The organism is Mucilaginibacter daejeonensis (genome assembly GCF_020783335.1).
GTDB lineage: Bacteria > Bacteroidota > Bacteroidia > Sphingobacteriales > Sphingobacteriaceae > Mucilaginibacter > Mucilaginibacter daejeonensis.
In genome coordinates this window covers 2,916,365-2,928,971 of record NZ_CP086068.1, presented here as the reverse complement: position 1 = coordinate 2,928,971, position 12,607 = coordinate 2,916,365, and the positions used below count along the sequence as shown (strand labels likewise).

At 47.4% G+C, this 12,607-nt stretch carries 12 protein-coding genes; 5 read left to right on the top strand and 7 right to left on the bottom strand.

The window, feature by feature from the left end; translation table 11 throughout:
- Positions 1–54: 54 nt before the first annotated feature.
- The 4 genes from LLH06_RS12360 to LLH06_RS12345 form a co-directional block, all read right to left on the bottom strand.
- Positions 55–1,329 carry an anthranilate synthase component I family protein gene (locus LLH06_RS12360; protein ID WP_228169596.1) on the bottom strand — a complete coding sequence of 425 codons (1,275 nt, stop codon included), beginning with the start codon at positions 1,327–1,329 and terminating at the stop codon, positions 55–57.
- A gap of 84 nt (positions 1,330–1,413) precedes the next feature.
- Entirely contained in the window at positions 1,414–2,691 is a 1,278-nt protein-coding gene (locus LLH06_RS12355) for an adenylosuccinate synthase (RefSeq protein ID WP_228169595.1), read from the bottom strand.
- A gap of 221 nt (positions 2,692–2,912) precedes the next feature.
- Entirely contained in the window at positions 2,913–3,386 is a 474-nt protein-coding gene (locus LLH06_RS12350; protein WP_228169594.1) for a Fur family transcriptional regulator, read from the bottom strand.
- 151 nt (positions 3,387–3,537) lie between these two features.
- Entirely contained in the window at positions 3,538–5,769 is a 2,232-nt protein-coding gene (locus tag LLH06_RS12345) for a RelA/SpoT family protein (RefSeq protein ID WP_228169593.1), read from the bottom strand.
- Positions 5,770–5,927: 158 nt separating this feature from the next.
- Here LLH06_RS12345 and LLH06_RS12340 point away from each other — a divergent pair, with 158 nt between their 5' ends.
- The 3 genes from LLH06_RS12340 to bshB1 are packed head-to-tail and all read left to right on the top strand — an operon-like array spanning position 5,928 to position 7,726.
- Positions 5,928–6,488, top strand: coding sequence for a DUF4294 domain-containing protein (locus tag LLH06_RS12340; RefSeq protein WP_228169592.1), 561 nt, complete (start codon positions 5,928–5,930; stop codon positions 6,486–6,488).
- Positions 6,489–7,007 (top strand): glutathione peroxidase, encoded by a 519-nt coding sequence (locus LLH06_RS12335; RefSeq protein WP_228169591.1) that lies wholly within the window; start codon positions 6,489–6,491, stop codon positions 7,005–7,007.
- Positions 7,007–7,726, top strand: a complete 720-nt coding sequence (gene bshB1 / locus LLH06_RS12330; protein WP_228173292.1) for a bacillithiol biosynthesis deacetylase BshB1 — start codon at positions 7,007–7,009, stop codon at positions 7,724–7,726. Before LLH06_RS12335 ends, bshB1 begins: the two co-directional genes overlap by 1 nt.
- 124 nt (positions 7,727–7,850) lie before the next feature.
- Here bshB1 and LLH06_RS12325 read toward each other — a convergent pair whose 3' ends face one another.
- From LLH06_RS12325 to LLH06_RS12315, 3 genes are all read right to left on the bottom strand, one after another.
- Complete coding sequence (locus LLH06_RS12325) at positions 7,851–8,285, bottom strand: hypothetical protein (protein WP_228169590.1); 435 nt, start codon at positions 8,283–8,285, stop codon at positions 7,851–7,853.
- 352 nt (positions 8,286–8,637) lie between these two features.
- Entirely contained in the window at positions 8,638–9,522 is an 885-nt protein-coding gene (locus tag LLH06_RS12320; protein WP_228169589.1) for a 1-aminocyclopropane-1-carboxylate deaminase/D-cysteine desulfhydrase, read from the bottom strand.
- An 8-nt stretch (positions 9,523–9,530) separates the two neighbouring features.
- Complete coding sequence (locus tag LLH06_RS12315; protein ID WP_228169588.1) at positions 9,531–10,589, bottom strand: DUF6588 family protein; 1,059 nt, start codon at positions 10,587–10,589, stop codon at positions 9,531–9,533.
- A gap of 63 nt (positions 10,590–10,652) precedes the next feature.
- On the opposite strand from LLH06_RS12315, the gene LLH06_RS12310 reads away from it, so the two are divergent.
- Positions 10,653–11,699 carry an RluA family pseudouridine synthase gene (locus tag LLH06_RS12310; RefSeq protein ID WP_228169587.1) on the top strand — a complete coding sequence of 349 codons (1,047 nt, stop codon included), beginning with the start codon at positions 10,653–10,655 and terminating at the stop codon, positions 11,697–11,699.
- The gene (locus tag LLH06_RS12305) at positions 11,689–12,552 is read left to right on the top strand and encodes an aminotransferase class IV (RefSeq protein ID WP_228169586.1); all 864 of its coding nucleotides are present in this window, start codon (positions 11,689–11,691) and stop codon (positions 12,550–12,552) included. Before LLH06_RS12310 ends, LLH06_RS12305 begins: the two co-directional genes overlap by 11 nt.
- The last annotated feature ends 55 nt before the right edge of the window (positions 12,553–12,607 follow it).

The following is a 12,607-nucleotide window of genomic DNA, read 5'->3' as shown; positions in this document are numbered from 1 at the left end:
TAAGAACCATAAGGCCTCTGTCGTGATCGACAGAGGCCTTATTATTTTATCGTGTTATTGATCAATGTCGGCTTTCAGCACCTTCATGATCGCTTGTGCCTTTAGCAGGCATTCATCATACTCCTGAGCGGCCACAGCATCGAAGGTGATAGCACTGCCCACCTGGAAAGATAAGTAGCCGTTATCGGCGTTATATAGTATCGTACGGATCACCACATTGAGGTCCATATCATCATCAGGGCTCATGTAACCCACTGCACCAGAGTATACGCCACGCTTGGTGCGCTCATACTGCTCCATTAGTTTGATGGCGCTCAGTTTGGGCGCACCGGTCATACTCCCCATGGGGAAGCTGTTGCGTATGGCGTTAATAGCCGATAGGCCTTCTTGCAACTCGCAGGTCACGGTCGAGATCATTTGATGTACCTGCTGAAAGGTGTAAATGCCGAACAACTCTTCTGCCCGTACGGTTCCCGGTTTTGCCGAGCGGGTAAGATCATTGCGCACCAGATCCACCACCATTACGTTCTCCTGCTGTTCTTTAGGGTCATGCCGCAGCTGTTCCTTGATGCTGTGATCCTCAATTTCGGTGTTGCCGCGTTTGGCTGTCCCTTTAATGGGCTGCGAGATAAGCTTTCGCCCACGCTTAGCCAAAAAGCGCTCAGGTGAAGCGCAAAGGATGAACTGCTGATAATGCTTGAAGAAGGTAGCGAAAGGAGTAGGCGATAGTTTATTTAACTCCTCAAATACCGACAAGGGGTTTACACAAATATCCTCTGTGTAAAATTCCTGGCAAAAGTTGGTGACGTAGATGTCGCCCCTTACGATGTGCTGCCTAATCTGCTCGAACGCTGACAAATATTCTTCTTTACTGAAGCGTGAACTCACCTGAATTTTAGGCGTTGGTTCCGGTATTGGCAACTCCACCTCTGTGATAAGGCCGTAAACCCGTTCAGCATCGGCACTAATGATGTGTAGTTTGTCGCCCTTGATAAGCAGCAAATGCTCTGGAGCAAAAAAATAAAGGTCGGGAAAATGTAAATGGTCAGCATTGGTGGAGGTAAGCTGCTCTATCTCGTTCTTGAGGTCGTAGCTTAAGTAGCCCAAGACCCAACCCTGGTAGCGATCGCGAAACCCGCGCAGCTGGTCAAAGGCTTGGCCAACTTTAGCAGTAAGCTCGTCCTTAACGCCAACGGCGATAAGTACATCAAATTTGGAAAGGGGCGATGTGTAATGGTCAGAGTCAAAATAACAGCAAACATCAAAACTGTTGGCCCAATGGAGCGCCTGACGCTTGAAGTGCTCGATATTATTGATGCTGATCTGCATGATGCAAAAATAGGGCTTAACGATAAAGGCCGGATAACCGGCCTTTAAAAAATGAAAATATTGTAATACTTCTCGTAGCTATGCTTAATGCATCACCAAAGTTTGTACACGGTCCGGACCTACTGAAAGGTACTTTACCGGAACGCCCAATTGTTGTTCCAGGAAATCCATGTATGACTGTAGCTTTGCCGGAATTTCTGACAGTTCTTTAATGCCGGTGATATCCTCATGCCAACCTTCGATCTCGGTCAATACCGGTTCAGGCTTAATGGTGCAAATGTCATATGGCATGTAGTCAATGGTCTCACCTTGATAATTGTAGTGCGTACAAGCGTAGATCTTTTCGAAACCGCTTAATACATCGGCCTTGGTCATTACCAGCTGAGTGACACCATTCAGCATGATGGCATATTTCAATGCAGGAAGATCGATCCAGCCGGTACGGCGCGGGCGACCAGTGGTCGCGCCAAATTCATGACCTAACTGACGCAGTTCCTCACCCAATTCATTATCTAATTCAGTAGGGAAGGGGCCGCCACCTACACGAGTACAGTAAGCCTTAAATATACCGATCACTTCGCCGATCTTGCTTGGAGCGATACCCAAGCCGGTGCAAGCACCAGCGGTAGTGGTGTTAGATGAAGTAACAAATGGGTACGAACCAAAGTCGATATCCAGCATGGCGCCTTGGGCACCTTCGGCCAGAACTTTTTTGCCCTGCTTAAGGTAATCGTTCACCAGATGCTCGGAGTCGACCAACTGGAATTGTTTGATCAGTTCGATAGCTTCGAAGAAAGCGGCTTCGCGCTCGCTAAAATCGACCACATCGCCATACAGCGAGGTAAGCATGCTGGTATGTTTGGCCACCAGTTTCTCGTAACGCTCTTTAAAGTCGGGCAGCGTAATATCACCAACGCGCAAACCGTTACGGCCGGTCTTGTCCATATAAGTAGGACCGATGCCTTTTAAGGTGGAACCGATCTTGCCGTCGCCCATCTTTTTCTCGTTAGCGGCATCCAGCAATTGGTGTGTAGGCAGGATCAGGTGTGCTTTTTTAGCGATCATGAGGTTGCCTTTGGCCAACAGGTCATGGCCGGCATCCTTTAGCTTATCAAGTTCCTTTTTAAGGGTGATAGGGTCGATCACCACACCATTGCCTATCAGGTTCATGGTGTTGTCAAAGAAGATACCCGAAGGGATAGTGTTCAGTACGAACTTTTTACCGTCGAATTCCAAAGTGTGCCCTGCATTGGGACCACCCTGAAAACGTGCGATAAGGTCATAACCGGCACTCAGAACATCAACGATCTTTCCTTTGCCTTCGTCGCCCCATTGGAGGCCTAATAAAACATCAACAGTCATTTGATCTTGTTTAAAACAGGCAGCCGGATCTTTTCGCTTATCCCTTGATGAACTGATAAGTTCATGGTCGCTTACCGACCTTAAAGGAGACAGAGAACAGATCCGGCCCTGATATATGTTTTTCTTATTAAATTATGGTCAACTTTTTAAGTTGCAAAAGTAAGATATAATGCACAACTGTCAACAGTTAAGTGAGATCATTTACTCACCATCAAATGCTGTTACTGGTCGTTACGTCTTTCGCAAACACCTTCTTTCAATTTGGTGCAGTTGCCGTAAAGGTTAAGAGAGTGGTGTTTGATATCGAACTTAAGCAGATCACCCATCATACTTTGTATCTGTTGTATACGCGGATCGCAAAATTCTACCACCTTACCGCAGTCGATGCAAATGATATGGTCGTGCTGCTTATAACCGTATGATTTCTCGAACTGGGCCATGTTCTTACCGAACTGGTGTTTGGTCACCAGGTCGCACGATACCAAAAGCTCCAGCGTATTATATACCGTAGCGCGGCTCACCCGGTACTTTTTATTTTTCATATGGATGTATAACGACTCCACGTCAAAGTGGTCGTTACGGGAATAGATCTCTTCTAAGATGGCAAAACGCTCGGGCGTTTTACGCAAGCTCTTATTTTCAAGGTAAGCCTCGAAGATCTTTTTAACCATATCAATGGTTTCCTGTAAAGGCATAATATCTAAATAGGTTAACAGGTCAAAGTTAGGATTAATTGAACAGAAAACCGAAGCAACAGCCAAGAAACCAGAGCCAAGATGACCGTGTCATGTTTTTGATCACTGGTATGGCTCTGATACTTGCCGATCGCTTCGGTGATATGTTCGTTTAGGAAGCTTTGTCGACCATGGTAGGTGCCGAATCGAAACGGGTTACGCCCGTTACGCCCTTCACCTGTTTCAATTTCCTGATCAGGTTGTCAAGGTGCTCGGTATCATTCACATACACCATAATGGTGCCTTCAAAGATCCCATTATCGCTGTCTACCGTAAGCGAACGCATGTTCACCTTGAAATCGGTAGAGATGACCGTGGTCAGTTTGTTGATCAGACCCACATCATCGATACCGGTGATCCTCAGTCCGGTCAGAAATGCCAGCTCATGCTGGGTGGTCCAGCGAGCCTTCACGATACGATAACCATAGTTGGCCATCAGTTTAGCAGCGTTAGGGCAGGTGGTACGGTGTATCTTGATTCCCTCGGTCACCGTGATGAAACCGAACACATCATCGCCCGGTATCGGGTTACAGCAGGTGGCGAGTTTGTACTCGATCTTTTGCATGTCCTCACCGATCAGCAGTATGTCACTATCCTTTGCCTTGATGGTGCGCATCAGGCTTTGTACCTGTTCGTTCTCGATCTTGTCTTGCGGCTTGTTATCCACTACCTTTTCGGCGTTCTGATACTCACGCAGATCCTTGATATCGATCAGCCCCTTGGCCACATTGAAGAAAAGGTCCTGGCTGGTAAGCAGCTTGAAGTAGTTGGTGAGTTTATGGATGTTTTCGGTATTGTAAGTGATCTTAAGCGATTTCAGCTTACGTTCGAGTATCTCCTTGCCGTCCTCGGCTATCTTGCGTTTCTCTTCTTTTAATGACGATTTGATCTTGGCTTTGGCCTTTGCGGTCACCACAAAGTTGAGCCAGTCCTCTTTAGGGCTTTGCTTGCTCGAGGTAATGATCTCTACCTGGTCACCGTTCTGCAAGTTATAGTTCAGCGGCACCAGCTTGTGATTCACCTTGGCACCAATACAGCTTGCGCCTACATCGGAGTGTATCTCGAAGGCAAAATCGAGTGCGGTGGCGTTAGATGGTAACTGGATAAGTGCACCTTTTGGTGTAAAAATGAATATCTCATCACTGAAAAGGTTCATCTTAAAATCGTCCAAAAAGTCGAGGGCGTTACCGTCAGGGTTCCTGAGCAGTTCACGTACCTTTTGGATCCACTGGTCCAAACCACTGTCTGACGATGATTCCTTGTACTTCCAATGTGCTGCAAAGCCTTTCTCGGCGATCTCGTTCATTCTGTTGGTACGGATCTGCACCTCCACCCATTGCCCGCGCGGACCCATCACCGTGGTATGTAACGACTCATAGCCGTTGGCCTTTGGTGATGACACCCAATCGCGTAAACGATCAGGGTTAGGGCGGTACGAGTCGGTCACGATGGAGTAGGCCTTCCAGCAGTCGGCCTTCTCATTTTCAGGCGAGCTATCCAATATCACCCTGATGGCGAAAAGATCGTACACCTCTTCAAAAGGTATCGATTTCTTTTTCATCTTATTCCAGATAGAATGGATCGATTTAGGGCGACCAAATATATCGGCATGCAAACCTTGGTTAGCCAATGATTGCTTGATCGGCTGGATGAAATCGGCGATGAATTTCTCGCGCTCGGCTTTTTTCTCGTTCAGTTTCTTTTTGATAAATTGGTAGGTCTCCCGCTCCATGTATTTCATGGAAAGGTCTTCCAACTCTGACTTAATGGCATACAAACCCAGGCGGTGCGCAAGAGGAGCGTAGAGGTATACCGTCTCTGACGATAGCTTCAGCTGCTTATCACGCGGCATGAACTCCATGGTGCGCATGTTATGCAGGCGATCAGCCAGTTTGATCAGGATCACCCTTACATCGTCGGCCAGCGTGAGCAGCATCTTGCGGAAGTTCTCAGCCTGTAAAGAGCTATTGGTGTCAAATACACCTGATATTTTGGTGAGCCCGTCAATGATCTTGGCCACCTTTTTACCGAACTCGCGCTCGATATCCTCCAAACTTACGTCAGTGTCCTCAACCACGTCGTGCAGCAATGCGCATACGATAGAGGTGGTACCCAGGCCTATCTCCTCGGCAGCGATCTGGGCTACCGCGATAGGGTGGTATATGTATGGTTCGCCCGAACGGCGACGCATATCCTTGTGGCTTTCGACGGCCATTTCAAAGGCCTTGCGGATCAATCGTTTATCCCCTTTTTGCAGGGTTGACCTTGATGCACGCAGCAAAGCACGGTATCGTTTAAGTATCTCCGCTTTCTCAGCTTCCAGATCGATCACTAAATCTTTCATTTATAAGCGATTGTAGATGTACTGTCAAACTGCCGTTGTGAATAAAATTATAACGGCATATTTGGGATCAGTAAAAAAATAGCACTATTTTTGTATTACGTAAATATATGAAATATATTGGTTTGGTGCTATTGTTTTGCTGTGTTATGGGGCGGTCAATGTCTCAAACACTACCGCCTCATCCTAAGGTGGGCAAAAATGATACCATCAAAACGTACCTGACAAACATCGATGGCGAATTAGTGCCATGGGTGGTGTTACCAGAGTTCACCGTGAGCGGTACTCGCATATTTGCCAGCGAAAGCGACCGCAAAGCCTACCTTCGTTTAAAGTACAACGTTTACAAAGTTATACCCTATGCACGCATTGCGGGTGATAAATATCGCCAGTTACAGCGCGACCTTGCACTTACAGCAGATAAAAAGATACAAAAGGAGTTGGTAAAGAAATGTGAAAAGGAAGTAAAAGACCTGTTTAACAATAAGATCAAGGACCTCACCATCACTCAAGGTGAGATACTGATCAAGTTGATAGACCGGGAGACAGGGACCACCAGCTATGAATTGGCCAAGCAACTAAAAGGTGGCTTGCAGGCCTTTATGTTTCAATCTGTAGCTCGTATATTTGGCCACAATTTGAAAGAGACTTACGACCAGGACCAGGAACGCGACGTTGAAGCGATCCTACGCCAGGCAGGTTATTATTCTAACAGATACTAGATGAACGATCAAAGTATTTATCGTTTCAGCGTACAAAAGCTGAACGGTGAAGAAGTGAACTTGAGCAATTATAAAAATAAGGTTTTATTAATTGTTAACACCGCTTCCCAATGCGGTTTTACCCCACAACTTAAAGATCTTGAAACTTTAAGGAACGAATTTGCCGGACAGGACCTCGAGATACTGGCCTTCCCATCAAATGATTTTGGTAAGCAGGAGCCGCTCGAAAGCTGTTCGATTGGTAAGTTCTGCAGCATCAACTTCGGCACGCATTTTCCGGTGTTCGAGAAAACGAAGGTTAAAGGCGCAGATGCACATCCACTGTTCAAATTCCTGAGCAGTAAAAAGGAGAACGGTCATGTAGGTGTGGCCCCGATATGGAACTTCCACAAATACCTGATCGATCGTAACGGCCACGTGGTCGATTTCTTTTACCCCTTTACCAAGCCCACCTCTGCACGTTTAAAACGCCGTATAGGCCAGTTGTTGGAGAGCAGGGAAGTGATGATGGCTCTATGATCAAGCTTGATATATTAGCGCTGCCCGTGCATCCTGATGATGCCGAATTGGGCTGTGCCGGCACTATTCTCAAGCATAATGCTATGGGAAAGAAATGCGGTATTGTTGATCTTACTCAGGGCGAATTAGGAACGCGTGGCACGGCTGAGATACGCCTGAAAGAAGCACAGGCCGCCGCGGAGATACTTGGTTTGGCCGTTCGGGATAACTTGGGCATACCCGATGGTTTTTTTGAGAACACCCGCGAGTATCAACTCAAAGTGATCGAGGTGATACGCCGCTATCAGCCCGAGATCGTGATCACCAATGCTTATTATGATCGTCATCCTGATCATGGCAGGGCAAGTGACCTGGTGCAAACCGCCTGCTTTTTAGCCGGATTACGAAAGATCGAGACATTTGATAAGGGCCAACCGCAGGAAGCCTGGCGACCTAAGCATCTGCTGCACTTCGTGCAGGATATGCTGATCATCCCCAACATTCTGATCGATGTGACCGATCACTGGGAAACGAAAAAGGCCAGCATCATGGCCTACGGCTCGCAGTTCCACAACCCTGACTGGATAGACGAACCGCAAACCTACATCTCCACCCCCGAGTTTATTAACAATGTAGAGGCCCGTGACCGTGAGTTCGGTAGGCAGATACAGGCCAAGTATGCGGAAGGATTCCTTTCACGCAAGATACTGGGTGTCGATAGCTTATTCGATCTGAGGTAGGCCCCAGCTCACTATAGGGGGAGTCCAAATAAGAAATTAACAACACAATATAAAAAAGCCCGGCTCGGATCTCCAAGTCGGGCTTTAAACTTTTTGAAACTCCCCCTTTAGGGGACTGTGGGGCTTATGACGCTCTTACGTACTCAAAACGGTTGTTCTCTTCACTGCGTTCGCGGCGTAACTTGCTTTCGTTGGCCAGCTTAAGTAAGATGCCCGACAGCTCAGATGTTTTAAAATCTGAATCATATTGCTCTTTGCAGTGGGTCGCTATATCAGATATCGAATGCGGCTGGTCAAAATAGTCTGTTTGCAATAATTGATTAAGTACCTTGGTAGCACCAGGTTTACGCAAGCTCTCGCGCTGGCGTGGATGCTCGTCCGACACGAAATGGCGAATGCGGCCGCGGTTAATGTTCTCCTCGGTCTCGCGGTCTCCCTCCATCATCGTGTCCAATAATCTTTCAACGATCTTTACCTGTACCGCTTCCGATTTGAAGGCATTGATCACGTCCGAGATCTCAAGCAACTGTTTTTTCAGTTTTTCAGTTTGTTTGCTCATGTTTAAGTTAGTAGTAGTTCCCTTAAATATATTTGATCAAGTTGCTGGATCATCCAGCTATAGATATGCTTAAATAGTTAGGTTAAGACTTACCTATATTGTTAATAAACGCACAAGTACAATAATAGTATCTACCAACGAAAAAAAGATAACTGAAACGTCATAAAAAGACCCTGTAGCACGATTATTACACCAATGCAATATGTGGTTCGATAATATTAAAATTTGTTAAATACAAAAACTTGGAACTGATCGGCCCCGCTCGGCAAATAACATTTTAATGAAAGCTAAATAAGAGATATATGATTTTGAGTATCGGTAATCTCACAGGGGGCCTGTATATGAGCAACCTTTAGAACTTATCTTTCATACCTAGGAGCCCGAATATTCCTCCACTGTGTACGGTGAGGATATTACTTCCCGATGCGAAGGTGCCCTTTGTGGCAAGATCCAGTACAGCATACAGCATTTTGCCAGTGTATACTGGTTCAATTAAGATGCCCGTAGACCGGATGAATTCCTCAATGAAGCTGATCAACTGAGGAGTGGTCTTGGCGTAGCCGCCAAAATGGTGCGAAGTGTGAAGAGTATAATTGGACGGCTCGTGCAAATACTGATCGATCTCCTGGCGGATCTGCTCGCCGTTCTTCAACACCGGCACAGCGTGAAATCGAGTGTGGAGGTCATGTTGTTGCAGACCCGTAATGATGCCCGCTGCCGTGGCACCTGTGCCACATGCGCAAAATAAATGATCATAGGTAATGGGCAATTCACTCACCAGTTCACTGCACCCTTTAACCGCATGTGGTGAGGCGCCGCCCTCATCAATAAAGTAAGCAGCATCATTATCCCCGAAGTGCTCATTATAAACCGAATGTTTATCGCGATAGCTCGTACGGTCAACAAAGATGAGTTGCATGCCATGCAGACGGCATAAAAAGAGCGTGTCGTTCTCAACGGCTTCTCCGCGCACAAAGCCGGTGCTCATGAAGCCAAAGCGGGCCGCGGCTGCTGCGGTAGCCAGCAGGTGATTGGAGAACGCACCCCCAAAAGTGACGAGGTGCGTTCTGTTTTTTGAGCAGGCATCGGTTAGCGCATATTTAAGCTTGCGCCATTTGTTGCCCGATATAAGCGGATGGATAAGGTCGTCGCGCTTAATAAAGACGTTCAGCCCCGCCTTGCTGAATACCGGATGTTCCCAGCGGTGTATCGGGCTAAATATCTCCAGATCGATCATGGTCAAATTTACAGACTTAAGCCGATACCTGCGGTAACTGACTTATATTTAGCTAAGCTTCCTGATGCGTAAAATTTGAAGATGGCCAGATCAAGCTGAAAACCGGCATCTACTTTAAAGGCATTTATGGCATTGCGCTTGATCGTGATAGGGTCGGTATAGACCGTGTAAGTGGCCAAACCATTGGTTACGGGGAAGTTACCGGCCAAAGCCACGTTAGCACGGGTAGTGTTGTAGCCTACGGCGGCAAATGGAGTAAAGAACACCAGTTTTTTAGAGATGATCGCTTGTAAGTTGAAACCGTTAAAGTGGCCCTCCAGTCGCTGATCGCTAAAATCGGTACGTCCTACGCTTGAGGCGTCGGGCACCTTGCCCGAGCTTGGGCGTACTTCCAAAGGCAGCTCATAGTTCAAACGGGTGTAACCTGCGGCAATGGCCAGGTCAAATGGAACCAATTTGCCGCCAATGCCGCCAAATATATCTTCCATGATGTTATGCTTTAGGCCAAAGCCGATCAGGCCAAGTTTGCCAATATTATCACTGCCTAACTTCACTTTAGGGATGTAACGTATGGTGACGTCGGTGTTGTGGATTAACCCTAAGGTCAGTTGTACCTGAGGTGCAGGAGTTATAGGAGTGATGCGGCCGGGCAGAGTGAACTGATCCACCTTGTTGCCGTTGTTGCTATACAGGTCAAGCTTGGCCGGCGTGGCGCCACTGTTACCGCCAAATGTAGGGCTGGTGCTTGGGCTACCGGGCGCTAAACGTACGTTGTTGGATAGGCCCAACTGTGTAACATCAAAGCTTTTATCGCCTGTAGGAGTAAACGTACCCGAGGCCGACACCCTTAGCTCAAAATGCAGCAGCCCTTTTGACTTGGCCGTATTGGCCCATCCATTGTTGATGCCGGTACCTAACCCTTTAAAAAGGGGATCAGCGTAGGCATTCAATAGTTTAGTGGCATCGTCAGGTGCCGTTCTTAATAATTGAGATACACCATCCTGTGCCTTAGCTTGATAGAGGCCAAGCGAAAGCACCATAATTAGGGGAAGTAATGGTTTTTTCATGACCAAATGTAATAAAAAAATTACCTGAGTCCCCGCAGTGTAAAAACGTTATTTTTGCAGGCGATGGCAAGCGAAACCGAATTGATTGACGTAGAAGAACAGGACCTTTATGAGCACCTGCGTATCGTGGTGGACAAAGGTCAATCCCTGCTACGCATCGATAAATTTTTGATGCACCGTATCGAGAACGCTTCGCGCAACCGCATCCAAAATGCCATTGAGCTGGGAAACGTGCTGGTGAACGATAAGCTGGCCAAATCGAGCTATCGTGTTAAGCCATTGGATGTGATATCGGTGGTGTTGCCTCATCCGCCACGCGATACTGAAGTTTACCCTGAGAACATTCCGTTAGACATCACCTACGAGGATGATGATGTACTGGTGGTGAACAAACCTGCCGGCCTGGTGGTACACCCGGGTTATAATAACTACACCGGCACGCTGGTGAACGGGCTAGTGTACCATTTTGAGCAACTGCCTACCTTGCCGGGTAATGATGGAAGGCCAGGATTGGTACACCGCATAGACAAGGACACGTCTGGTCTGTTACTCATCAGCAAGAACGAACGGGCCATGACCTGGCTGGCGCGTCAGTTCTATGAGCACACCATCACCCGTAAATACGTAGCATTAGCCTGGGGCGATATAGAGCAGGACGGCACCGTGACCGGTTATATTGGCCGTAGCATTGCCGATAGGCGTGTTATGAGCATTTATGACGACGAGACCAAAGGCAAGTGGTCGGTGACCCATTACAAAGTGCTCGAACGCTTCGGCTACGTTACCCTGATCGAATGCCAATTGGAGACCGGCCGCACACACCAGATCCGGGCGCATATGAAGCATATTGGGCATCCGCTGTTCAGTGATGCTACCTATGGCGGCGATAAGATCGTGAAAGGGACCAGCTTTAGTAAATATAAGCAATTTGTAGAGAATTGCTTTGAGCTGATGCCCCGCCAGGCCCTACATGCGCAAACGCTTGGCTTTGTGCACCCGACCACCCGTGAACGTATTCATTTTGAAGCCCCCATACCTGCCGATATGGAAGCTGTGCTCCAAAAGTGGCGAAAATATATTGCCGCCGGAGTAGAGCAAAATGCCGGCTGATCTGTTCTCTAAGCGCATGATGCCTCATTTTATTAATTTTAATGGCCAGCTGGTAGCAGCTGATAGCCCCCTCCTTACCGTTGGCAACCGTGCTTTTAAATATGGCGATGGTCTTTTTGAAAGTATGCGGTTCATTGACGGGCAACTCAAATTCGCAGCATTACACGCCGATAGGCTGCAAAATGGCATGAAAGCGCTAAAGCTCGAAGGCTATACTTACCTTGATGCGTGGTTCTTAAAAGAGAAGGCCGAAGAATTGGCTACCTGGAACAAAGCCCGCAACGGCCGCCTGAGGCTTACGGTTTACAGAGACGCTGATGGTTTGTACACACCCACCGATAACCGCTCTGGATGGTGCCTGGAGATGGTACCCGATGGTAAGACCGGTTATCTGCTCAACCAAAAAGGCCTACTAATGGATGTGTACACCGAGATTCTGAAGCCGCTGAACTATCTATCCAACTACAAAACGTGTAACTCGTTGCCTTATGTGATGGCCGGACTGTACAAAGAGCAGCATAAGCTGGATGATGTGTTTCTGCTAAACCAGCAAGGCTTTTTATGTGAGTCAACCAGTTCTAACGTTTTTGTTTGGTATAACGACCATTTGTATACGCCAGCCCTAAGCGAAGGTTGTGTGGCCGGAGTGATGCGCCAGGCCGTGATGGAAATATGCAAGGAGCACGAGATACCCGTAACGGAGGCGCAGATCAATCCCGATATTCTGAACGAGGCAGAAGAGGTATTCATCACTAACGCCAGCCGGGGAATACAGTGGGTGATCGGCTTTGGCATTAAACGTTACTTCAATAACCTGAGCAAAAAACTGAACGACGAATTGAATAAAAAGTGAGCTTTTTTCAAGCAAATACATAAAAAAAGCCATCCATTTAGTAATGGATGGCTTT

What these genes read in the sequence shown, in the direction of transcription:
- LLH06_RS12355 (WP_228169595.1), bottom strand. Translation starts at nt 2,691, where the DNA reads ATGACTGTTGATGTTTTATTAGGCCTCCAATGGGGCGACGAAGGCAAA.
- LLH06_RS12310 (WP_228169587.1), top strand. Translation starts at nt 10,653, where the DNA reads ATGGCAAGCGAAACCGAATTGATTGACGTAGAAGAACAGGACCTTTAT.
- LLH06_RS12315 (WP_228169588.1), bottom strand. Translation starts at nt 10,589, where the DNA reads ATGAAAAAACCATTACTTCCCCTAATTATGGTGCTTTCGCTTGGCCTC.
- LLH06_RS12305 (WP_228169586.1), top strand. Translation starts at nt 11,689, where the DNA reads ATGCCGGCTGATCTGTTCTCTAAGCGCATGATGCCTCATTTTATTAAT.
- LLH06_RS12340 (WP_228169592.1), top strand. Translation starts at nt 5,928, where the DNA reads ATGTCTCAAACACTACCGCCTCATCCTAAGGTGGGCAAAAATGATACC.
- LLH06_RS12360 (WP_228169596.1), bottom strand. Translation starts at nt 1,329, where the DNA reads ATGCAGATCAGCATCAATAATATCGAGCACTTCAAGCGTCAGGCGCTC.
- LLH06_RS12325 (WP_228169590.1), bottom strand. Translation starts at nt 8,285, where the DNA reads ATGAGCAAACAAACTGAAAAACTGAAAAAACAGTTGCTTGAGATCTCG.
- LLH06_RS12350 (WP_228169594.1), bottom strand. Translation starts at nt 3,386, where the DNA reads ATGCCTTTACAGGAAACCATTGATATGGTTAAAAAGATCTTCGAGGCT.
- LLH06_RS12345 (WP_228169593.1), bottom strand. Translation starts at nt 5,769, where the DNA reads ATGAAAGATTTAGTGATCGATCTGGAAGCTGAGAAAGCGGAGATACTT.
- LLH06_RS12320 (WP_228169589.1), bottom strand. Translation starts at nt 9,522, where the DNA reads ATGATCGATCTGGAGATATTTAGCCCGATACACCGCTGGGAACATCCG.
- LLH06_RS12335 (WP_228169591.1), top strand. Translation starts at nt 6,489, where the DNA reads ATGAACGATCAAAGTATTTATCGTTTCAGCGTACAAAAGCTGAACGGT.